Origin of the sequence: Micromonospora sp. C95, from assembly GCF_018070465.1 — a bacterium.
Taxonomy (GTDB): Bacteria; Actinomycetota; Actinomycetes; order Mycobacteriales; family Micromonosporaceae; genus Micromonospora.
In genome coordinates this window covers 67,357-89,847 of sequence record NZ_JAGPXT010000022.1, presented here as the reverse complement: position 1 = coordinate 89,847, position 22,491 = coordinate 67,357, and the positions used below count along the sequence as shown (strand labels likewise).

The following is a 22,491-nucleotide window of genomic DNA, read 5'->3' as shown; positions in this document are numbered from 1 at the left end:
CGCTAGCCGGGGTGGGGTGGGGTGGGGTGGGGTGGGGTGGGAGGGGTAGGGGTGTCTTAGGTGAGGTTTAAGACGCGCTTAGGTCCTGCCGTCATCCGCACGCTCCGTTGTGTACCCGGATACGCTGCTCAGCGTTATCGTCAAAGACACGAGGAGTATCCGTGACCAGTCGCGGACTGCACCGCTTGATCCCCCATCGCGGCGGCCGGCGTAAGGCCGTGATGCTCGGCGTCATCGGCACCACTGTGGTGCTGGGGCTCGGCGCGACGATGGTGCCGTTGCTCGCCGATGACGAGCTGTCGATCGCCGTGGTGGCCGACACCACCGCCACGGCGGTGCCGCAGGACGGCGACAACAGCGTCAAGACGACGCTGGCGACCTGCCCCGCACCCTGCGACGGCAACCCGCGCGGTGCCCGCGAGGCGGTGCTGACCTTCCTGGTCACCAAGCTGCCGGCGAACGCGGTGAACGTACGGGCCACCCTGCGCGTACACGCCTGGCAGAAGTTCCAGGCGACGGTGACCGCGCACGAGTCCCGACTCGACGCCCGCGCGGCCCGTCCGATGCCGACGCCGCTGGGCGCGGCGCTGGACACGGTCACCGGCGTCGCCAAGGGCTTCAACGAGTGGGACGTCTCGGGCCTGGTCACCGGTAACGGCATCTGGACCCTGTCGCTGGCGCAGGCCGGGTTGGACACCCGGGTCTACTGGGCTTCCGGCGAGAACCGCAACCCCGATCTGCGGCCGAGCCTGGCCATCAGCTACGACGGGGTGGGTGTCGGGCCGCCGTCTGCCTCGCCAAGCGTCGCGCCGACGCCGACGGCCACCGCCAGCCGTCCGCCGGCCTCGCCGACCGTCTCGCCCAGCGTGAGCCCGTCGCCCGCCCGGCCCAGCCCCACCACCACACCGCCGCCACCGGAGTCGGGCAAGTGCGGAACGGTCTCGGCGAAGCTGGTCCCCGGCTGCGGTGCCTGGTGGGGGATGTATTCGCCGACGAACGCCGCCGCCGGATGGGATCACGGCAAGGCGGTCAGCGACGTGGAGAAGCAGGTCGGGCGGAAGTTCGACATCGTCCACCGCTATCACGACTTCTCGAACACCGGCAGCAACGGCGCCTTCCCGGACGAGTTCCAGCAGCAGCAGATGCGCGACGGGCGGCTGATGTTCTTCGCCTGGGAGAGTCGGGTCTTCTCCTCCGGTACCGTGCTGACCTGGAAGGACGTCTACAGCGGTCGGTACGACGCGACGATCGACGCGGTCGCCGGCCGGATCCGGGCGATCGGTCAGCCGGTCTTCATCGGCTTCGACCACGAGCCGGAGGACGAGCCGGCCAAGGGCAGCGACGCCGACTTCGTCCGGGCCTGGCGGTACGTGCACGACCGGTTCGCCAACGCCAAGGCCGACAACGCGGTCTGGGTCTGGACGATGATGGGCTGGTCCGGCCACTACGACCGGTACGCCGGGCTGTATCCCGGTGACCGCTACGTCGACTGGGTGGCCTGGGACCCGTACAACTTCCACGTCTGCAACGGCAGCACCGTCTGGAAGAGCCCCAGCACCACCATCGGTTCCTTCTACCGCTGGCTGGACGAGAACGGCATCGGTGCGGGCAAGCCCCGGATGCTCGCCGAGTTCGGCACGAACATGAACGCCGCCGATCCGAACGCGAAGCGGCGCTGGTTCGAGGAGTTCCCGGCAGCGCTGAAGGCTCACCCGAAGATCAAGGCAGCGATCTACTTCAACTCGGCGGGCATGACGAAGACGACGAGCACCTGCAACATGATGATGAATCAGAACGCGGCGTCGGTGGCCGGATTCGCCGCCGCGGGACGGGACAGCTACCTGCGGCAGCCGACGGGAGGGAGCCGCTGAACCGGGCTGAGCCGAGTCGGGAGAACGGGCCGCCGCAGCGATTGTCGGAAATCCGACCGTAGCCGAGGTTGTCCGTTTCCTGATGCACCGTCCGTCCAATCGGCGGATGCCGCCCTCCAGCGTGGAGCGGGCACGCTACGTGCATTCTCGTCCACTCTGGAGGCGCAGCGTGCCCACATACTCCTTGTCGTGGCGTTCCATCCGTCGGCATCGATTCCGCGCCGCGACCGTCGCGTTGGTGATCGTCGCGGCCGTACTTGTCGTACCCGCCGCGGCCTCCGCGGCCGTGGTACCGGCACCCGAGCCGGCCACTCTTGTCTCGACCGATCCGGCCGACCAGACTCCGCACGCCCGCAACGGTGAGGCTCGCGCCTTCGCCGAGATCGGCAACACGGTCTACGTCGGGGGCAGCTTCACGCAGATCCGCCAGACGGCCGGCTCGGCCTGGATCGCCCGCAGCTATCTGTTCGCGTACGACCGGACCACCGGGACGATCTCGACGGCCTTCCTGCCGGTGCTCGACGGTGCGGTCAACTCGCTCATCGCCGGTCCCGGCGGGACGCTCATCGTCGGCGGGGTCTTCAAGAACGTCAACGGCGTGTCCCGCAAGAACCTCGTGGCGCTCGAACCCTCGACCGGCATGATCATCGACAGCTGGGCCGGTCGTTCCGACGGTGGCACCGTGCGTGACCTGGTGCTGCACGGCAACTGGCTATACGTGGCAGGGGCCTTCAACTGGCTCAACGGCACCGCGCACTCCGGCCTCGGCCGGTTGGACGCGACGACCGGAGAAATCGACCCGACCTTCGACATCAACACGAGCGTCGGCCGGCACGGCACCAGCATGTACGCCTGGACGATCGACGTCACCCCGGACGGCGGCACCCTCGTCGTCGGCGGAAACTTCCTCTACGTCAACGACCTGCCGCGTAACCAGATCGCGCTCGTCGACCTGACCGGCACCCCGAGCGTCATCGACTGGAGCTCGGAGCGGTTCGTGGCACCGTGCGCCAACCCGACGACGTTCGTGCACTACGTGCAGGACGTGCGCTTCGGCGGTGACGGCACCTGGTTCGTGGTCGGCACCAACGGCGGGTCGGGCTGGCCGAGCGCGTACTGTGACGCCCTGGTCCGTTTCGAGACCGCCAACCGTGGGCCCAACCAGGTCGCCACCTGGGTGAACTTCACCGGCAACGACACCATCACCTCGGTCGAGGTGGCCGACAACATCATCTACCTCGGCGGGCACTTCCGCTGGTTGAACAACCCGAACGCCAGCGACCGGGCCGGCAACGGGGCCATCGACCGGCTGGGCATCGGCGCGGTCACCCCGGCCACCGGCATGCCGGTGAACTGGAACCCCCGTCGCAGCGGTGGCTCCGACCTGCCCGCCGGCGCCAGCTCCTGGGGATCGTCGGTGCCGGTGCTGTGGCGGGGCAGCGCGGGACTCTACTTCGGACACAACTCCGACGGCATGGGCAACGAGTACCACGGCCGGCTCGGCGTGTTCCCGATCAGCGGTGGACGCACGATCATCCCGAAGAACCCGCCCACCGGCAGCAACGGCCACCTCCACCTGGCCGTCGGCCCGGGTGAAGTGGCGCGGGTACCGCTCGACGGCACCACCCTGAATGCTGCCAGCGCCACGGTGGTCAGCCAGCCGAACTACACCGACGCGGGTGCCACCTGGCTGGTCGACGACCGGATCTACTGGTCCCATTCGGTCGCCGGGACACCGACCGGCAGCCGGATCGACGTCTCGCTGTTCAACGGCTCCACGATCGGTGGGTCGTGGGAGGCGTCCGGCTACAACGACTGGTACAACCCGGCGCTGTTGACCGGCGCGTTCTATCTCGACGGCCGGCTCTACTACACCCGCAGCGGTGCCAACAATCTCTACTACCGCTACTTCGAGATCGACGGCAACTACCTGGGCGCCACCGAGTTCGTGCTGCCCAGCACGGGCGTGACCTGGTCCACGGTACGCGGCATGGCCTGGGTGGACGGGCAGATCGTCTACGGGGCGACCAACGGGTCGCTGCGCAGTGTGGCCTTCGACCCGACCCTGGCGCCCACCGCCGCGGTCAACGGCGCGGAGTCGACGCTCGTCGCCGAGGCGACGCCGGAACTGACCTGGTCGACCGCGTCGATGTTCTATTCCGTGCCGTAGCGTTCACCGTTCGTAACGAATCCTCGGTAGTTTGTTCACCTCGGGTCGGCGTCGGGTTTCCCGCCGCCGACCCGAGGAAGGTGGGGAGGCTCGTTGTCCGGCATCCGACGTGGACTCGTCGTGCGTATCGTGTTCGCGGTCAAGCGTCGCTGGTATCGGCTGCGCTATCCGCGCCTGCGGCTGGGGGCGGGGGTGGAGATCCGTGGCCGGATCCGGCTGCGTCGCGGCGTACGGGTCAGCATCGGCGCGCACACCCGGTTGAACAAACTGGTCCGCTTCGCCGGGCCCGGCGAGGTGCACGTCGGCGCGGACTGTCTGCTCAACGCCACCTGGATCGGCACCTGGACGTCGGTGACCATCGGCGACCGGTGCCTGCTGTCGGACTGCGAACTGCTCGACAACGACTTCCACAACCTGGCCCCCGAGCGTCGCCACGAGCCGCCCACCCCGGCCAGCCGAGCGCCGATCACCGTGGAGGACAACGTGTGGATCGGTGCGCACGCGCTGGTCATGAAGGGGGTGCGGATCGGCCGGGACAGCGTCGTGGGTGCCGCGACGGTGGTCCGCACCGACGTGCCGCCGGGGGTCGTGGTGATCGGCAATCCACAACAGATAGCGAAGAAGTTCCATGACTGATGCGCCCAGCGCCTGGACCGGCGACGGTCCAGCCACCGCACCGACGTCCCGCAGCGTCACGCTCACCGACATGATGCGGGTGCCGCTGCACCGGATCCGGTTGGTCGCGGCGGTGGCCCTCGGTGGACTGCTCGCCGCGGTCGGCTACCTGCTGGTGGCGCCGGCCACGGTGACGGCGAGCGCGGTGGTGGCGGTCCGGCCGGTGGTCACCGACGCCTTCACGCCCAGCGGCGCCGCCGCCGACCGGGCGGTGAACATGAACGTGGAGAGCGGGATCGCCACCGGCACCGAGGTGGTCGCGAAGCTGGCCGCGACGTTCGATTCGGACCAGCGCACGGTGCGCGACGCCCTTGAGGTCGAGGTGCCCGCCGGCGGCCAGATCCTGCGCTTCATCTACCGGGCCGGCACCGCCGAACGGGCGGTGGCCGGCGCCAACCTGGCCGCGCAGAGCTATCTGGACCTCCGGCGCGGGATGTACGAGAAGCAGCGCGAGGAGATGCTGAACTCGTACGACGAGAGCATCGAGAAGATCGTCGCCCAGCGCAACACCGTGCAGCGCAGGATCAACAACGCCCGGGACGCCGCCGCCGCGGACGCGGCGGTCGCCGAACTCGGCGGCATCAACAACCAGCTCACCCAGCTCAGCTCCGCCCGGACAGAGATCGCCGCGGTCGACGTGAACCCGGGCTGGGTCACCCGCAGCGCCGAACAGGCGTTGGCCACGACCTCCGGCAGCTCCTCGTTGCTGCTCGCCGGTGGGCTGCTCGGTGGGACCGTGATCGGTCTGGTGTTCGCCTTCCTGTGGGAGTCGGCCGACCGGCGCATTCGCAGCGTGGCCGATGCGCGGGACAGCACCGGCCTGCCATTGCTGGGCACCGTCCGCCGCGCCCGGCTACGCGGCCGGGCGGTCGACGCCGACATCCGCTACGTGGCGATGGCCGTGGCCGAGCGGGTACGCCAACCCGCCCGGATCGCCGTGGTGACCGCGCGGGAGGATGCCACCGCGATCACCGCCGGCCTCGCGGTCGCCCTCGCCGTCGCCGGGAGGGAGGTGTTCGTCGCCGACGACAGCGGCCGGATCGACCGGCTGCGGACCACGGTGCTGACCGACCGGGGTCGGTTGCCGGCGGCCATCGACCCGACCCGACCCGCCGTGCCCAAGCCCCGCACCGCCGCCACGGACACCGACGACGGTCCCACCGAGGTCATCACCCGACGTCCCTCCCCGCATCCGATCGGCGCCCGGCCCTCGACCGACCCGGAGGCCACGCTCACCCTGCCCCGGGTCGCCAAGACCGCCAGCCGTACCGAGAACGGCCGGGCCAGCGGCGACGAGCAGGTGGTGGTGGGCGCCGGCGGCGTGCGGTTCGGCACCTGGCGGCAGGGCGCCGACCACGGCCTGGTGCTGTACAACGCCCCGCCGGCCGAGGCCGACGAGCGGGGTGTGGCGGTGGCCCGGCAGGGGACCGCCGTGGTGGTGGTCGAACGCGACCGCACCCGCCAGGCCGACCTGCGCCGGCTCGCCGAGCGGCTGCGCGCGGCCGGGGTCAACCCGCTGGGGTTCGTGCTGTGCCGCAGCGGGCGGAGCTGAGGCGTGCCGCTCACCCGCGCCCCGGCGACCACCGAGCCGCCCCGACCGGCCAGCGCCGCCGTCCGGCCCACGCCCCCGCTGCCGCCCCGACTGCCGCTGTGGCCGTTGGCGGTGATGTTCGGGCTGGTCCCGCTCTGGTGGGTGACCGGCGCGTTCTACCTCGGCTGGCCGCTGCTGGGTGCCCTGCTGTTCACCTTGCTGGCCACCCGGGGCCGGGTGCCGTTGCCCCCCGCCACGGGGATCTGGCTGCTGTTCCTGGCCCTCGTGGCGGTCAGCGCGACCCGGCTGGCGGCGCCGACCTCGTTGCCCACCTTCGTGCTGCGGCTGGCGTTCTACCTCACCGCGCTCGTCGTCGCGGTCTACGTCTACACCGTCGCCCGGGAGCGTCCCGACCAGGCCGCGGTGCTGGTGCCGCTGTGCGCGTTCTGGTTCGCGCTTGTCGCGCTGGGCTGGCTGGGCGTGCTGGTGCCGCGGCTGGAGCTGACCACCCCGGTCGAGGCGTTGCTCCCGTCGGGTGTGTCCGGGGTGCCGTTCATCAACGACATGGTCCACCTGAGCACCGCGGAGTACAGCACCCGGTCACTCAACCCGATCTACCGCCCGGCGGCACCGTTCGCGTACACCAACAACTACGGCAGCGCGTACGCGATGACGTTGCCGTGCGTGGTCGCGTACACCATGCTGCGCCGGCGCGGCCTGCTGCGCTGGGCGTTGCTGGCGTCGTTGCCGGTGTCGCTGGTTCCGGCTTTCCTCACGCTCAACCGGGCGATGTTCCTCAGCCTCGGCGTCGGCCTGGCCGTGCTCGGGGTGCGGGCGGCGCTGCGCGGCAACATCCGGGTGGCCGCCTCCATCGGTGGGATGGTGGTGCTCGGCGGCATCGGCAGTCTGTTCATCCCGGTCGCCGAGCTGATCGGCAATCGGGTCGAATCCAGCGACACCAACACCGACCGGCTCTCGCTCTACGCCGAGGTGCTACGCCGGGTGGGTGACTCGCCCTGGCTGGGCTACGGCGCACCGATGGAGGTGGACACGGTCACCGCCGACGCGCCGATCGGCACCCAGGGGCAGTTGTGGATGGTGCTGTTCAGCCACGGTGTACCGGCCCTGCTGTGCTTCCTGGCCTGGTTCGTCGCCGCCGCGCTGAGCTGCGCCCGGGCCACCTCGGCGGCCGGGCAGTGGCTCTCCGTCGTTCCGGTGGTCTGCCTGGTGCAGGTGCCGTTCTACGGGATGGCCAACCAGAACCTCACGGTGGCCTTCTTCGCGGTGGCCTTCGCGCTCGCGCTCCGCGAACGGGAACGCCGTACCGCAGCGGGCGGGCTGGCGCGGCGGGCGGCGGTGGTACCGGCATGACGGCGACCACCAGCCCACCGACGGGCGGGGATCCCGGGCGTACGGCCGGCGCCGTCGCCGCCACGGCGGCGGTCGACGGGGCGGCCGAGACCCGGCGTAGCACCCGCAGCGGGGTGGCCGGGCTGCTCGGCGCGGCGACCAGCGGTGTGTTCGGCTTCGTGCTCGCGGTGGTCATCACCCGTGGCTACGGCACCACCGGAGCGGGCGCGTTCTTCGCCGCGATCGGCGTGGTGACCGTCGCCGCCGCGATCTGCACCCTCGGCGCGGAGACCGGTCTGATCTGGGCGCTGCCCCGCCGACGGGCCGGCGCCGCCGGGGACGGCGCCCGGGTGCTGCCGGTCGCCATGATCCCACCGTTGCTGGTCGCCGTGCTGGTCGCGGTGGGTGGCGCGTGGGTCGCCGGGCCGCTCGCCGGTCGGCTGCTGGGCCCGGCGGGCGGGCCGCTGCTGGTGGTGACCTTCGCGGCGGTGCCCGTGGTGGTCGCGATGAACCTGCTGCTGGCCGTGGTGCGCTGCGTACGGCCGATGCGGTCCTACGTCGCGGTCCAGTTCCTGCTGCTGCCGGTCGCCCGCCCGTTGCTCGTCGGTGCGGCGGTGCTCGCCGGCGGCGGGCTGCTGGCGGGGATGACCGGCTGGCTGGTGCCCGCCGCCGGGGCACTGCTGGTGGGCCTGATCCTGGTCGCCGGGCCGCTCGGCATCGGCACCGGCGCCCGGCTGCGCCCGCAGTCCGGCGACTGGGCCACGTTCTGGCGGTTCGCGCTGCCCCGCGCCGCCTCGGCGGCGATCGACGCGGGCAGCATGTGGATCGGGGTGCTGCTCACCTCGGCCCTGGCCGGCCCGGCCGACGCCGGTGTCTTCGGCGCCGTCGGCCGCTACGTCCTCGCCGGTCAACTCGCCATGCAGGGGCTGCGGGTGGCCACCGCCCCGCAGCTGTCGCGGCTGCTCGGCCGGGGCGAGCGGGCCGCCGCCGCGGCGGTGCACCGGCAGCTGACCGGCTGGGGGCTGGTGCTCTCCTGGCCGGTGTACCTGCTGCTCGCCGTCTTCGCACCGGCCTTCCTGGCGCTGTTCGGCCCGGAGTTCACCACCGGCGCCGCCGCGATGACGGTGCTGGCCGTGGCGATGCTCGTCAACACCGGGGTCGGCAACGTGCAGAGCCTGCTGCTGATGGGCGGGCGCAGCGGCCTGCACCTGGCCGCGGCGCTGGCCGGGCTGCTGGTCACCGTCGGCGGTGGGGTGGCGCTGATCCCCGCCCACGGGGCGACCGGGGCGGCGGTGGCGTGGGCGGCCGGCATCGTGACCGAGAACCTCTGCGCGGCCACCTTCGCCCGGCTGGTGGTGCGCCAACCCCTGGTCGACGCCCGGATGCTGGCCGCGGCGGCGGCCACCGTGGCGGGGGTCGGGCTCGCGGCGGTGGCCGGGCTGGCGGTGGCCGGACGCGGCATCGCCGGACTGCTGCTCGCGGTGGCGACGCTCGCCGTCGTCTGCGTCGGCTTGTTGACGTTGTCCCGGGTGCGGCGCGGCATCCGGGTGACCATGGTGCAGATCCGTGGCGGGTCGCCGGCAGGCGATCCGCCACGGACATCGAAGGGCAGGTGAATTTCGTCGTGTCGTCCATTCGGGACCGGGTGAAGCAGTTGGTGCCGACCCAGGTGACGAACCGGGTCCGGGAAAGCCTCGTCGACTACGGGGTACGCACCAGCGACCGGCGGCCGTTGCCGGACTTCCTCATCATCGGCACCAAACGCGGCGGCACCACCTCGCTGTGGAACTACCTGATCCAGCATCCGCTGGTACCCCGGCTCTTTCCCGCCTGGAACACGAAGTCCGCGCACTACTTCGAGGAGCACTGGGGTCGCGGCGAGGCGTGGTACCGCTCGCACTTCCCGACGGTGCGGCAGCGGGAGGCACTGGAGAACCGCCACGGCGGCCCGGTCCGCGTCGGTGAGGCCGCCCCGCTGTACATGTTCCATCCGCTGGCCGCCGAGCGGGTCGGTGCGCTGATGCCCTCGGTACGGCTGATCGTGCTGCTGCGCGACCCGGTCGAACGCGCCTACTCGCACTGGAAGGAACGGCGGACAAACGGGGTGGAGCCGCTCGACTTCGCCGCCGCGCTGGCCGCCGAGGAGGAGCGCACGGCGGGGGAGCGGGCACGGCTGATCGCCGAACCGAACCACTTCAGTGAGCCCTACGACTGGTACACCTACCGGGCGCGGGGCCGGTACCTGGAGCACCTGCAACCGTGGCTGGAGCGCTTCGACCGCAGCCAGATCCTCTTCCTGCCCAGCGAGGAGCTGTACGCCGACGCGCGGGCGACCTACCGGCGCACCCTGGACTTCCTCGGCCTGCCCCCGTTCGACCTGCCCAACTTCAAGGTCTTCAACGACCGGCGGTCCGCGCCCCTGGAGCCGGCGCTGCGTGCCGAGCTGACCGCGTACTACCGCCCGCACAACGAGGCGTTGCGGCAGCGGCTGGGGTTGCGGCTCGACTGGCCGGACCGGGTCGCGTGACCGCCTCGGCTACCACCACGGGTGACCCCCGCAGCCGGGGCGACGGGCTGGGCTGGGTCACCCGGGCGGTGTTCTCCGACGCTCGGGTGGCGGTGACCGTGGACGCCGACCCTCCGGCCGGGCACACCGTCGTGGCCCGGTACGCGGTGGTGCCGTCGGTGGCCCGGGCCCGTTTCCTGCTGCCGCTGGGCCGCCCCCGGGTCGCGGCGGCGGCGTTGCTGTCGTACAACGCCCTGCGCCCGGCGAAGCTGCGCGCGGCGCGGGCGGTGCTCGGCCTGGCGGCGCGGGCCGGCGCGGTGGACCGGGCACCCTTTCCGGTGCTGACCGTGGCACTGCCGGTCGGGCTCGACCCGGCGGAGGCGCTGCTCGCCGAGCGGGTCGGTGCCGAACTCGGCACACCGGTGCACGCGGCCATCGGGGTACGTCCACCGGACCCGAACCACAAGCCAACGCTGCAACTGTTCGACGGCCGGGGCGAACCGCGCGGGTACGCGAAGATCGGCTGGAACGAGGCCACGCGGGCGCTTGTCACCGCCGAGGCCGCGGCGCTGCGGGAGGTCGCCGGGCTGGCCGGGACGGCCGGACACCCGGGCACCACCCGCCTGCTCACCGAGTTCACCTGGGGCGGGCAGGCGGTGGCGGTGGTGGAGCCGCTGCCGGCGCGGATCCGTGGGGTGTCCGGCGACCCGCCGCCCGACCCGGCGGCGCTGCTCGCGGTGGCCCGGCGTGGTCGCCCACCGGCGCCGGCCCGGCCGCTGGCCGGCTCACCGTTCCTGGCCCGGCTGACCGGGCAGGCGCGGCGGGCCGCCGACACCGTCGGCGAGCGCGCGTCGGCGGCCGTCGCCGACCTGACCCGCCGGCACGGTGACGTCGCCGTCGAGTTCGGTCACTGGCACGGCGACTGGGTGCCGTGGAACCTCGGCCGGCACGAGGGGGCACTCGTCGCCTGGGACTGGGAGCACAGCGGACCGGAGGTACCCGTCGGCTTCGACCTGGCCCACGACGCGTTCCAGCGTTCGCTGGTGGCGCGCGGTGAACCGGCCGCCGAGGCGGCCCGGCAGGTCGACACCTGGCTGGGCCGGCACGGCGACGCGCTGGGGCTCGACCGGGCCGGGCAGCGGCTGGTGGCCGATGCCTACCTGGTGGAGATGTGGCTGCGGACCTGGCGGTTGGCCGACGCCGGTGCCGGCTGGAACCCGGCGCTGCATCCCGCCCTGCTGGACACCATCCATAACCGACACAGCTGACCGACACGTCAGGCGGACTTGTGGGGAGTCACGTGGACAACACAAACATGGGAGCCGACCAGCAGCCGGTACTGCTGCTGGTCGGGTCGAGCGGCGGGCACCTGGCGCAGTTGCTCGCCCTGCGGCCCTGGTACGAGACCTGGCGGCGGTGCTGGGTCACCTTCGACACGCCCGAGGCGCTGTCGCTGCTGGCCGGGGAGGACGTCGTTCCGGCGTACCATCCCACCACCCGCCACCTTGGCAATCTGCTGCGCAACGCACGGCTGGCCGGCCGGGTGCTGCGGCAGCGACGGGTCGCCGCGGTGGTCACCACCGGCGCGGGCGTGGCGGTGCCGTTCGTCGTGCTGGCCCGGCTGCGCCGCATCCCGACCGTCTACATCGAGGTCTACGACCGGATCGACACACCGACGCTCACCGCCCGGCTGTGTCGCCCGTTCCTGTCGGCGATGCTCGTGCAGTGGGAGGAGCAGCGCCGCCAGTACCCGGAGGCCACCGTCGTGGGGACGCTGCTGTGAGCGGCGACGCGCCCAGCGACGGGCACCGCGGCACGCCGCTGCGGCCTCGCCCGGCCCCCGACGAGCCGACGGTACGCGTGCCGGAGCCGCGCGAGCCGCGCGCCGACGGCCGGCCGCGGGTGCTGGTGGCCGTCGGCACCGACAAGCATCCGTTCGACCGGTTGGTCAGCTGGCTGGCCGAGTGGCACCGCACAATCGGCGGCGCGGTGGTGTTGACCGTCCAGCACGGTCATACCCGGGCGGATGACCTGCGTGACGCGGTGCCATTCCTCGGTCACGCCGAGCTGCAGGCGGCGATGGCCGGGGCCGACCTGGTGGTCTGCCACGGTGGACCGGCCACCATCCTGGAGGCCCGCCGGCACGGGCACCTGCCGATCGTGGTGCCCCGCGATCCGACCCGGGGCGAGCATGTCGACGACCACCAGCTGTTGTTCGCCCGCCGGCTCGGCGCGGCCGGCCTGGTGGCGCTCTGCGAGTCCCGGCAGGAGTTGCTTGCCACGCTGGCCACCGGGCTCGCCGACCGCTCGCGGTTCACCGTCGAGGTGGACGCCGGGGCGGCCGACGGTCGGCGTGCGGCGGTGCGGCGGGTGGGAGTGATCGTGGAGGACCTGGTGGCCGCCGCGCAGCGGCACCATCGACCCTGGTGGCGGCCGTGGGGTGGACCCGGCCCGAACGGAAGGCGGAAGCAGTGACCGCGTACCCGAGTGTGAGCGCCGTGGTGCCCACCCGCGACCGGCCGGAGCTGCTGCGGGCCGCGGTACGAGCCATCGTCGGCCAGGACTATCCGGGGCCGGTCGAGGTGGTCGTGGTGTACGACCAGTCCGAACCGGACGGTTCGCTGACTGAGCTCTCGGCTCCGGACCGGCCGGTGCGGGTGGTCACCAACTCCCGGACCCCGGGCCTGGCCGGCGCCCGCAACACCGGCACCCTGGCGGCCACCGGTGAGCTGGTCGCCTTCTGCGACGACGACGACGAGTGGTTGCCCGGCAAGCTGCGGGCCCAGGCCGAGGCGCTGGCCGAGGTGCCCGGCGCCGAGTTCGTCAGCTGCGGCATCCGGGTCAGCTACGACGGGCACACCGTCGAGCGGGTGCTGGACCGCGACTCGATCAGCCTGGCCGACCTGCTGCGGGACCGGATGACCGAGCTGCACCCGTCGACCTTCGTCATCCGGGCGGCGGCGTTGCGGGACGGGTTCGGGCTCGTCGACGAGGAGATCCCGGGCAGCTACGCCGAGGACTACGAGTTCCTGCTGCGGGCCGCCCGCAGCGCCCCGCTGGTCAACCTGCGCAGCCCGTACGTGGTGGTGCGCTGGCACAAGCGGTCCTACTTCGCCCAGCGGTGGGACACCATCTCCGAGGCGTTGCAGTGGTTGCTGGACCGCTATCCCGAGTTCGCCAGCCAACCGGCGGGGCAGGCCCGGGTCACCGGGCAGATCGCCTTCGCCCGCGCGGCGTCGGGCGACTCCCGGGGGGCGGTGCGCTGGGCCCGGCGGACCATCCGGGGCAACCCACGCGAACCCCGGGCCTACCTGGCCCTGGCGGTCGCCGGGCGGGTGGTCCGCGCCGACACGGTGCTGCGCACCCTGCACCGACGCGGTCGGGGCATCTGACCGTTCGCGCCGCCGCGCCGCACTCGTCGGTCGCAGCCCGCTCGCCTGGGTGCGGCCGGCGCGTCCGTAGGGCGGGACGCGGCGGGCGGCGCGGGGTGGGGGACACCGGGCGTGACAGACTCATTGCCGTGTTGCGTTGGTTGACCGCAGGTGAATCGCACGGACCCGCACTCGTCGCGTTGCTGGAGGGGGTGCCGGCCGGTGTCGAGGTGACCTCCACCGAGATCGCCGGGGAGCTGGCCCGCCGCCGGCTCGGCTACGGCCGGGGTGCCCGGATGGCCTTCGAGCAGGACGAGATCGAGATCGTCGGCGGTCTGCGACACGGGGTGACGCTGGGCAGCCCGGTCGCCATCCGGGTCGGCAACTCCGAGTGGCCCAAGTGGCGCACGGTGATGGCCGCCGACCCCGTCGACCCCGACGAGTTGGCCCGGCAGGCCCGCAACGCGCCGCTGACCCGGCCCCGCCCCGGCCACGCCGACCTGGCCGGCATGCAGAAGTACGGCCACACCGACGCCCGGCCGATCCTGGAGCGGGCCAGCGCGCGGGAGACCGCCGCCCGGGTCGCCGTCGGCACGGTGGCCAAGGCACTGGTGCGGCAGGCGCTCGGCATCGAGATCGTCTCGCACGTGGTCGAGCTCGGCCCGGTCGCCGTCAAGTCGGGGCTGCGGCCCCGGCCGGAGGACGCCGAGCGGATCGACGCCGACCCGCTGCGCTGCCTCGACCCGGAGGCCAGCGCCCGGATGGTCGCCGAGGTCGACGCCGCGAAGAAGGCCGCCGACACCCTCGGCGGCATCGTCGAGGTGCTGGCGTACGGGGTACCGCCTGGTCTGGGCAGCCACGTGCAGTGGGACCGCAAGCTCGACGCCCGGCTGGCCACCGCGCTGATGTCGATTCAGGCGATCAAGGGAGTGGAGATCGGCGACGGCTGGCAGCAGGCCCGGTCCCGGGGCTCCGAGGCGCACGACGAGATCATGCCCACCGCCACCGGCGTGCGCCGCGTCACCGACCGGGCCGGCGGCCTGGAGGGCGGCATCACCACCGGTGAGCCGTTGCGGGTGAAGGCGGCGATGAAGCCGATCTCCTCGCTGAACCGGGCGCTGGCCACGGTGGACGTCAGCACCGGTGAGCCGGCCACCGCCATCAACCAGCGCTCCGACGTCTGCGCGGTGCCGGCCGCCGCCGTGGTCGCCGAGGCGATGGTGGCGCTGGTGCTGGCCGAGGCGGCGGTGGAGAAGTTCGGCGGTGACTCGGTCGCCGAGATGCGTCGCAACCTGGCCGGTTACCTCGACGCGCTGGTGATCCGGTGACCGGTCCGACCCGGCCGGTCTGCGTGCTGGTCGGCGCGCCCGGCTCGGGCAAGACCACTGTCGGGCAGGGCCTGGCCGAAGCGCTCGGCGTCGAGTTCCGGGACACCGACGCCGACATCGAGCGCCTGGCGGGCAAGCCGATCCCGGAGATCTTCGTCGACGAGGGTGAGGCGCACTTCCGTACCCTCGAACGGGCGGCGCTCGCCGCGGCGCTGGCCTCCTGCTCCGGGGTGCTCGCCCTGGGCGGCGGCGCGGTGCTGGCCGAGGAGAACCGGGCCGCACTTGTCGGTCACCGGGTGGTGCACCTCTCCGTCGAGCTGCCGGACGCGGTCAAGCGGGTCGGTCTCGGCGTCGGGCGGCCGCTGCTGGCGATCAACCCCCGGGCCACCCTGAAGCACCTGATGGACCAGCGCCGACCGCTCTACGCCGAGGTCGCCACCGCCACGGTCGTCACCGACGGCCGCACCCCCGAGGAGATCGTCGCCGAGATCGTCGCCCTGCTGAAGTCATAGCGGGGTAGGTGGCCCGCCGGACTGAGGTTGTTCCACCCCTCGGGCACCCCGGTGGCGGTGCGGGTTGGATCGGTGGTGGGTGGGCTAGGCTCCCGGCGATGGACGAGGTGACCCGGATCCCGGTCGGCGGCGAGCGGCCGTACGACGTACTGGTCGGCCGCGACCTGCTCGATGCGCTGCCCGGTCTGCTGCCCGACGCCACCCGGGCGGCGGTGCTGCACACGCCGCCGCTGAAGGAACTGGCCGACGCGGTCGGCGCCGGCCTGGCGGCGGCCGGGGTGACACCCCTGACGATCGAGGTACCCGACGCCGAGGCCGGCAAGCATGTCGACGTGGCGGCGCAGTGCTGGGACCGGCTCGGCGAGGCGGGGTTCACCCGTACCGACGCGGTGGTCGGTCTCGGCGGCGGTGCGGTCACCGACCTGGCCGGGTTCGTGGCCGCGTGCTGGCTGCGCGGGGTGCGGTGGGTGCCGGTGGCCACCTCGTTGCTCGGCATGGTCGACGCGGCGGTGGGTGGCAAGACCGGGATCAACACCGCCGCCGGTAAGAACCTCGTGGGTGCCTTCCATCCGCCGGTCGGCGTGCTGGCCGACCTGGCCACGCTGGACAGCCTCCCGCCGGCTGACCTGGCGGCGGGCCTGGCCGAGGTGGTCAAGTGCGGGTTCATCGCCGATCCGGTCATCCTCGACCTGGTCGAGAGCGACCCGGCCGCCGCGACCGAGCCGGCCGGGCCGGTCACCCGGGAGCTGATCGAGCGGGCCATCCGGGTCAAGGCCGACGTGGTCGCGGGAGACCTGCGCGAGTCGGGCGTACGGGAGGTGCTCAACTACGGGCACACGCTGGCCCACGCGATCGAGAAGGTCGAGGGTTACCGCTGGCGGCACGGTCACGCCGTGTCGGTCGGCCTGGTGTACGCCGCCGAGCTGGCCCGCCTCGCCGGCCGGTTGGACGCGGCCACCGCGGCGCGGCACCGTGCGGTGCTGACGGCGCTCGACCTGCCGACGAGTTACCCCGCCGACGCATGGCCCCGCCTGCTGTCCACCATGCGGGTCGACAAGAAGGCCCGGGGCAGCAGGCTGCGCTTCGTGGTGCTCGACGGGTTGGCCCGCCCGGCGATCCTCGACGGCCCGGACGACGACCTGCTGCGCGCCGCCTACCGGGCGGTGTCGGGGTGAGCGCGCGGGTGTACGTGCTCAACGGCCCGAACCTGGGCCGGCTGGGCACCCGCCAGGTCGACGTCTACGGGGTGACCAGCTACGCCGACCTGGTGGAACTCTGCGAGACGACCGGGCGGGACCTGGGCCTGGACGTCGTCGTGCGGCAGACCGACGCCGAGCACGAGTTGCTCGGTTGGCTGCACGCCGCCGCCGACGAGCGTGCCGCGGTGGTGCTCAACCCGGCGGCCTGGTCGCACTACTCGATCGCGGTGCGGGACGCCTGCGCGATGCTGCGCGGCCCGTTGGTGGAGGTGCACATCTCCAACATCCACACGCGGGAGGAATTCCGTCACCACTCGGTCGTCTCGGCGGTGGCGACCGGCGTGATCTGCGGCCTCGGCGTCGACGGCTACCGCCTTGCCCTGCACCACCTGGCCAGCCGTCGCGACCAGACCGCCTGACGTGCGGGTCGGTCGACGTCTCAGCAGCAGCCGTACCACACAGTGATTACGCTCGGTGCCCGTCACCCTTGGTGACGAGCTGGCGCACCCGTCCACCTTCCCTTTCCGTCCCTTTGCTCTGCTTCAACCGACGCACTAACGGCTGACCAGCGCCTTTGTGTCGAGGTCGGGCGACGACGTGGGGGGCTATCGCCACAGAAAGTCACCGATGCGTGGGTTGAAGCAGAGCAAAGGACTCAACGCCCAGGAGACACGAGTGCTCGTCTGCCGGCGGCTACCTACCCATCAGGAGTTTGCCGAACGGCTCACCCCCAGAAGTCATTAGGAGCCACGTGATGGGTGGGGGTCGGCGAGGGGCACTACTGACGGTGCTAAGCCTCGCGGAGTTTGGCGCGCGCCGCACGGTGACGCAGAGTCGTGCCGGACCGCCCGACGCCGCGTCGAGGTGCGGCGGACCGCGCCGGGCTGAACCGTGGCGGACCAGGGCGTCAACCGGTGGGCGGCCGACGGCGGTCGGCGGCTTGGAAGGCGGCGAGTAGACTTGCCAGGTCTGTCCGCCAAATGATGATCAAGGCAGGAAATGGCCACCACCAACGACCTGAAGAACGGCCTGGTACTCAACCTCGACGGGGAGCTCTGGGCCGTCGTCGAATTCCAGCACGTCAAGCCCGGTAAGGGTGGTGCGTTCGTGCGTACCACGCTGAAGAACGTGCTCTCCGGCAAGGTGGTCGACAAGACCTTCAACGCGGGCACCAAGGTTGAGACCGCGACCGTCGACAAGCGCACCATGCAGTATCTGTACGCCGACGGCGAGGACTACGTCTTCATGGACATGGAGACGTTCGACCAGATCACGGTGCTGGGCGGGACGGTCGGCGAGGCAGCCAACTATCTGCTGCCCGAGGCCGAGGCGATCGTGGCCACCCACGAGGGTGTGCCGCTCTACATCGAGCTGCCGACCTCGGTCGTGTTGGAGGTCACCTACACCGAGCCGGGCCTGCAGGGCGACCGCTCCACCGGTGGCAACAAGCCGGCGACGGTGGAGACGGGTGCGACCGTCCAGGTGCCGCTCTTCGTCACCACCGGCGAAAAGATCAAGGTCGACACCCGCGACGGCCGTTACCTCGGCCGCGCCTGATGTCCGAGGGTCCGAAGCAGCAGATGCCGGCGCGCCGCAAGGCGCGTAAGCGGGCGTTGGACGTGCTCTTCGAGGCCGACCTGCGTGATCGTCCGCCGGTCGAGGTGCTGGCCGGCTACGTCGAGCGGATCGAGAAGCCGCGCCCCGACCACCTGGGGTACGCGGTCGGCCTGGTCGAGGGGGTGGCCGGGCACCTGGACCGGATCGACGAGCTGATCTCCAGCTACGCCGAGGGTTGGACGCTCGACCGGATGCCGGTGGTCGACCGCAACCTCGCCCGGATCGCGGTCTACGAGCTGCTCTATCTGGACGAGATCGACGACGCGGTGGCGATCACCGAGGCGGTGGAGCTGGCTCGGCAGATGTCGACCGACGACTCGCCACGGTTCCTCAACGGTCTGCTCGGCCGGATCGCCGAGTACGCCACCCGCTGACGTGGGCGGCGGTCACCGATGACCGCCGCACCTGCGACGAGAGCGACGAAAGGGCCCGTGCCATGCGGCACGGGCCCTTGTCGCGTGATCCGATCTCAGGAGGCGAAGAATGCCCGCGGGTCGGCGACCAGTACGCCGTGCTCGGTCAGCCGCTCGATCAGGCCGGACGGTGAGGCGTCGTAGACGATCGCGAGGGCGCGCAGGTCGTCGGCGCGGATCGACAGCACCCGGCCGTTGTAGTCCCCGCGCTGCTGCTGGATGGCGCGCGCGTACCGGGCCACGTAGGCGAGGTCCTCGCTGGCCTCGTCGTAGAGGCGCTCCAGGTCCAGAACGATCTTGCTGGTGGGTTCGTGTCGTACCCCGCTGCCGTCGGGCAGCAACTCCGAGACCGGAACGCGGTAGAACTCGGCCAGCTCGGCCAGTCGGGACACCGTGACGGCCCGGTCGCCGCGCTCGTACGAGCCGACCACGACGGCCTTCCAACGCCCGTTCGACTTCTCCTCCACCCCCTGCAGGGACAGGCCCTGCTGCTGGCGGATGGAGCGCAGGCGGGCGCCCAGAGACTTGGCGTATTCAGAGGGCATTCGGACACTCCCAGTGCTGCTCGGGTTCTCCCAGCGATTCGCTACGGAGCGTGACGGTACGGGGATTCGTACACCTGGTCAAGTGGTCGCGATCTTCGCATGGTGCACTCCGGGTGAGTTGTCCGGTTTCGCCTGGCTGACTGGCCAGTCAGCCAACGGCGACGGGGTGGCGCCGTAGTACCTGGTGCCCGCGCGTCGAGGCGGCGACGACCACTGGTAACGTTGCCCAAGCCCCTCCGCCGGCCGCTCCCGGCCGGCCGGGAGGATCCGACGTCCTTTAACGACCCGTCCCGTGAGGCGGGGAAGGAGGTCCGCCGTGGCCTACCCACCGGCTGCCCACTCGTCGCCGCCGCGACAACCCTCGGTGAAGGTGATCCTGACCAGCGCCGACCTGCACCGCGTCGTCGACCGCATCGCTCACCAGATCCTTGAGAAGACCCAGGGCGCGGCCGACACCGTGCTGCTCGGCATCCCTACCCGGGGTGCCCCCCTCGCCAGCCGCCTCGCCGCCCGGATCAGCTCCTTCGAGGGCATCTCGGTGCCGGTCGGCGTGCTCGACATCACCCTCTACCGCGACGACCTGCGCCGGCACGCCACCCGGGCGGTCGGCCCCACCCAGTTGCCGGCCGGTGGCATCGACGGCAAGCGGGTGATCCTCGTCGATGACGTCCTCTTCTCCGGGCGGACCGTCCGGGCCGCCCTCGACGCGCTCGGCGACCTCGGGCGGCCCGCCACGGTGCAACTCGCCGTACTCGTCGACCGGGGGCACCGGCAGCTGCCGATCCGCGCCGACTACGTCGGCAAGAACATCCCGACCGCGCTCGCCGAGAACGTCAAGGTGACGCTGGCCGAGACCGACGGCGCGGACGAGGTCCGCCTCCACGGCGAGGAGGCCCGGTGAGCGCGAGGAGTGCAGCGCAGCGGAGCCCCGCAGTCGCGAACGAAAGGTGGCGCCGCTCATGATCCGGCATCTGCTCTCCGGCGCGGACCTCGACGCCGAGACGGCCACCCAGATCCTGGACACCGCGGCGGAGATGGCCGCGGTGGCCGGACGCGAGGTCAAGAAGCTGCCCGCGTTGCGGGGCCGGACCGTGGTCAACCTCTTCTACGAGGACTCGACCCGTACCCGGATCTCGTTCGAGGCGGCGGCGAAGCGGCTCAGCGCCGACGTGATCAACTTCTCGGCGAAGGGCTCCAGCGTGGCCAAGGGCGAGAGCCTGAAGGACACCGCGCTGACCCTGCAGGCGATGGGGGCCGACGCGGTGGTGGTCCGCCATCCCGCCTCGGGTGCCCCGCACCGCCTCGCCGACTGGGTCGACGGTTCGGTGGTCAACGCCGGCGACGGCACCCACGAGCATCCCACCCAGGCGCTGCTCGACGCCTACACGATGCGGTCCCGGCTGGGGCGGCTGGCCGGCCTGTCGGTGGCGGTGGTCGGTGACGTGCTGCACTCCCGGGTGGCGCGCTCCAACGTGCTGCTGCTGTCCACCCTCGGCGCCAAGGTGACGCTTGTCGGGCCGCCCACGCTCATCCCGGTCGACATCGCCGCCGCCCTCGCCCCGGGCACCGACGTCTGCTACGACCTCGACGCGATGCTGCCCTCCTCGGACGTGGTGATGATGCTGCGGGTGCAGCGGGAGCGGATGAACGACTCCTACTTCCCGTCCGCCCGCGAGTACGCCCGCAGGTACGGCCTGGACGGTCCGCGGATGGGCCGACTGCCCGAGCACGCCATCGTCATGCATCCCGGCCCGATGAACCGGGGCATGGAGATCACGCCGGAGGTCGCGGACTCGCCCCGCTCCACAATCGTCGAACAGGTCGCCAACGGTGTCTCCGTCCGGATGGCCGTCCTCTACCTGCTGCTCGGGGGGAACAACCGGTGAGCGCGAGGAGTGAGCCGGTTCTGCGAGCCCCGCAGTCGCGAACGAAGGAAGCACAGTTGAGCGCGAGGAGTGAGCCGGTTCTGCGAGCCCCGCAGTCGCGAACGAAGGAAGCACAGTTGAGCGCGAGGAGTGAGCCGGTTCTGCGAGCCCCGCAGTCGCGAACGAAGGAAGTACAGTGAACTCGTACCTGATCAGGAACGTCAGCGTCCTCGGCGCCGCACCGACCGACCTGCTGATCCGCGACGGCGTCGTCGCCGAGACCGGCGCGGGGCTCGCCGCGCCCGACGCCACGGTGGTCGACGCCGACGGGCTGGTCGCCCTGCCCGGCCTGGTCGACCTGCACACCCACCTGCGGGAGCCCGGCCGGGAGGATGCCGAGACCGTCGAGACCGGTTCCCGGGCGGCAGCGCTCGGCGGCTACACCGCGGTCTGCGCGATGGCGAACACCTCGCCGGTGGCCGACACCGCCGGCGTGGTGGAGCAGGTGTGGCGGCTCGGCCGCGAGGCCGGGCTGGTCGACGTGCAGCCGATCGGCGCGGTCACCGTCGGCCTGGCCGGCGAGCGGTTGGCCGAACTCGGCGCGATGGCCGAGTCGGCGGCCCGGGTGCGGATCTTCTCCGACGACGGCCACTGCGTCGCCGACCCTCGGCTGATGCGCCGGGCGCTGGAGTACGTGAAGGCCTTCGACGGCATCATCGCCCAGCACGCCGAGGAGCCCCGGCTCACCGAGGGCGCGCAGATGCACGAGGGCGAGGTCTCCACCCGGCTGGGCCTGACCGGTTGGCCGGCGGTGGCCGAGGAGGCGATCATCGCCCGGGACGTGCTGCTGGCCGAGCACGTCGGCAGCCGGCTGCACGTCTGCCACGTCTCCACCGCCGGCAGCGTCGAGGTGCTGCGCCACGCCAAGGCCCGAGGGGTACGCGTCACCGCCGAGGTGACCCCGCACCACCTGCTGCTCACCGACGCACTCGTGAGCGGGAGGAGTGAGCTTGCGAGCCCCGCACTCGCGAACAACTGGAGCCCGGGCGGGGCCTACGACCCGGTCTTCAAGGTCAACCCGCCGCTGCGTACCGCCACCGACATCGCCGCGCTGCGGACCGCCCTGGTCGACGGGGTGATCGACATCATCGCCACCGACCACGCCCCGCACGCCGTGGAGGACAAGGAGTGCGAGTGGGCGTACGCCCGGCCGGGCATGCTCGGGCTGGAGACGGCGCTGTCCATCGCGCTCGACGTGCTGGGTCCGCGGTGGGACCTGATCGCCGAGCGGATGTCCCGTACTCCGGCCCGGATCGCCGGGCTCACCGAACACGGCCACGACCCGGTCCCCGGCGCGCCGGCCACCCTCACCCTGGTCGACCCGGCGGCCCGTCGGGAGATCGAACCGGCGGAACTGGCCAGCCGCAGCCGCAACACCCCGTACGCCCGGATGACGCTGCCGGGTCGCATCGTGGCGACCTTCCTGCGTGGCGAGGCGACGGTCCTGGACGGAAAGGCTCTCCGGTGAGCGCGAGGAA

The 22,491-nt window shown here is 72.1% G+C and carries 21 protein-coding genes; 20 read left to right on the top strand and 1 reads right to left on the bottom strand.

The window, feature by feature from the left end; translation table 11 throughout:
• Positions 1–161: 161 nt before the first annotated feature.
• The 17 genes from KBX00_RS22300 to nusB all read left to right on the top strand — a co-directional run bounded on the left by KBX00_RS22300 (position 162) and on the right by nusB (position 18,504).
• A complete protein-coding gene (locus tag KBX00_RS22300) occupies positions 162–1,871 on the top strand; it encodes a glycosyl hydrolase (RefSeq protein ID WP_210829978.1) in 1,710 nt (569 codons plus the stop codon).
• A gap of 235 nt (positions 1,872–2,106) precedes the next feature.
• Entirely contained in the window at positions 2,107–4,041 is a 1,935-nt protein-coding gene (locus tag KBX00_RS22295; RefSeq protein ID WP_210829997.1) for a hypothetical protein, read from the top strand.
• A gap of 93 nt (positions 4,042–4,134) precedes the next feature.
• Positions 4,135–4,677: a DapH/DapD/GlmU-related protein gene (locus KBX00_RS22290; RefSeq protein ID WP_210829977.1), complete on the top strand. Its 543-nt coding sequence runs from the start codon at positions 4,135–4,137 to the stop codon at positions 4,675–4,677.
• A complete protein-coding gene (locus tag KBX00_RS22285) occupies positions 4,670–6,268 on the top strand; it encodes a lipopolysaccharide biosynthesis protein (protein ID WP_210829975.1) in 1,599 nt (532 codons plus the stop codon). The genes KBX00_RS22290 and KBX00_RS22285 overlap by 8 nt, the downstream gene beginning before the upstream one ends.
• A gap of 78 nt (positions 6,269–6,346) precedes the next feature.
• Positions 6,347–7,618: an O-antigen ligase gene (locus KBX00_RS22280; protein ID WP_301548410.1), complete on the top strand. Its 1,272-nt coding sequence runs from the start codon at positions 6,347–6,349 to the stop codon at positions 7,616–7,618.
• Entirely contained in the window at positions 7,615–9,213 is a 1,599-nt protein-coding gene (locus tag KBX00_RS22275) for a lipopolysaccharide biosynthesis protein (protein ID WP_210829971.1), read from the top strand. Before KBX00_RS22280 ends, KBX00_RS22275 begins: the two co-directional genes overlap by 4 nt.
• 8 nt (positions 9,214–9,221) lie before the next feature.
• A complete protein-coding gene (locus tag KBX00_RS22270; protein ID WP_210829969.1) occupies positions 9,222–10,124 on the top strand; it encodes a sulfotransferase domain-containing protein in 903 nt (300 codons plus the stop codon).
• Positions 10,121–11,371, top strand: a complete 1,251-nt coding sequence (locus KBX00_RS22265) for a hypothetical protein (RefSeq protein WP_210829967.1) — start codon at positions 10,121–10,123, stop codon at positions 11,369–11,371. The genes KBX00_RS22270 and KBX00_RS22265 overlap by 4 nt, the downstream gene beginning before the upstream one ends.
• Positions 11,372–11,418: 47 nt before the next feature.
• Entirely contained in the window at positions 11,419–11,886 is a 468-nt protein-coding gene (locus KBX00_RS22260; protein ID WP_210829995.1) for a UDP-N-acetylglucosamine--LPS N-acetylglucosamine transferase, read from the top strand.
• Between the two features lie 77 nt (positions 11,887–11,963).
• The gene (locus KBX00_RS22255) at positions 11,964–12,578 is read left to right on the top strand and encodes a glycosyltransferase (protein WP_307869045.1); all 615 of its coding nucleotides are present in this window, start codon (positions 11,964–11,966) and stop codon (positions 12,576–12,578) included.
• Positions 12,527–13,495, top strand: coding sequence for a glycosyltransferase family 2 protein (locus KBX00_RS22250; protein WP_301548406.1), 969 nt, complete (start codon positions 12,527–12,529; stop codon positions 13,493–13,495). Before KBX00_RS22255 ends, KBX00_RS22250 begins: the two co-directional genes overlap by 52 nt.
• Positions 13,496–13,623: 128 nt before the next feature.
• Entirely contained in the window at positions 13,624–14,802 is a 1,179-nt protein-coding gene (aroC, locus tag KBX00_RS22245) for a chorismate synthase (protein WP_210829963.1), read from the top strand.
• Positions 14,799–15,314, top strand: coding sequence for a shikimate kinase (locus KBX00_RS22240; protein WP_210829961.1), 516 nt, complete (start codon positions 14,799–14,801; stop codon positions 15,312–15,314). Before aroC ends, KBX00_RS22240 begins: the two co-directional genes overlap by 4 nt.
• Positions 15,315–15,412: 98 nt before the next feature.
• The gene (aroB, locus tag KBX00_RS22235; RefSeq protein WP_210829958.1) at positions 15,413–16,489 is read left to right on the top strand and encodes a 3-dehydroquinate synthase; all 1,077 of its coding nucleotides are present in this window, start codon (positions 15,413–15,415) and stop codon (positions 16,487–16,489) included.
• A complete protein-coding gene (gene aroQ / locus KBX00_RS22230; RefSeq protein WP_210829956.1) occupies positions 16,486–16,932 on the top strand; it encodes a type II 3-dehydroquinate dehydratase in 447 nt (148 codons plus the stop codon). Before aroB ends, aroQ begins: the two co-directional genes overlap by 4 nt.
• 580 nt (positions 16,933–17,512) lie before the next feature.
• On the top strand, positions 17,513–18,070 hold the full coding sequence (gene efp, locus KBX00_RS22225) for an elongation factor P (protein ID WP_169599241.1): 558 nt from the start codon (positions 17,513–17,515) through the stop codon (positions 18,068–18,070).
• A gap of 23 nt (positions 18,071–18,093) precedes the next feature.
• Complete coding sequence (gene nusB / locus KBX00_RS22220) at positions 18,094–18,504, top strand: transcription antitermination factor NusB (protein ID WP_210829991.1); 411 nt, start codon at positions 18,094–18,096, stop codon at positions 18,502–18,504.
• A 95-nt stretch (positions 18,505–18,599) separates the two neighbouring features.
• On the opposite strand, the gene KBX00_RS22215 is transcribed toward nusB, so the two are convergent.
• Complete coding sequence (locus tag KBX00_RS22215) at positions 18,600–19,088, bottom strand: transcriptional regulator (RefSeq protein ID WP_007458348.1); 489 nt, start codon at positions 19,086–19,088, stop codon at positions 18,600–18,602.
• Between the two features lie 316 nt (positions 19,089–19,404).
• On the opposite strand from KBX00_RS22215, the gene pyrR reads away from it, so the two are divergent.
• From pyrR to KBX00_RS22200, 3 genes are all read left to right on the top strand, one after another.
• On the top strand, positions 19,405–19,989 hold the full coding sequence (pyrR, locus tag KBX00_RS22210) for a bifunctional pyr operon transcriptional regulator/uracil phosphoribosyltransferase PyrR (protein ID WP_210829954.1): 585 nt from the start codon (positions 19,405–19,407) through the stop codon (positions 19,987–19,989).
• 58 nt (positions 19,990–20,047) lie between these two features.
• The gene (locus KBX00_RS22205; RefSeq protein WP_210829952.1) at positions 20,048–20,974 is read left to right on the top strand and encodes an aspartate carbamoyltransferase catalytic subunit; all 927 of its coding nucleotides are present in this window, start codon (positions 20,048–20,050) and stop codon (positions 20,972–20,974) included.
• A gap of 175 nt (positions 20,975–21,149) precedes the next feature.
• Complete coding sequence (locus KBX00_RS22200; protein ID WP_210829950.1) at positions 21,150–22,481, top strand: dihydroorotase; 1,332 nt, start codon at positions 21,150–21,152, stop codon at positions 22,479–22,481.
• The last annotated feature ends 10 nt before the right edge of the window (positions 22,482–22,491 follow it).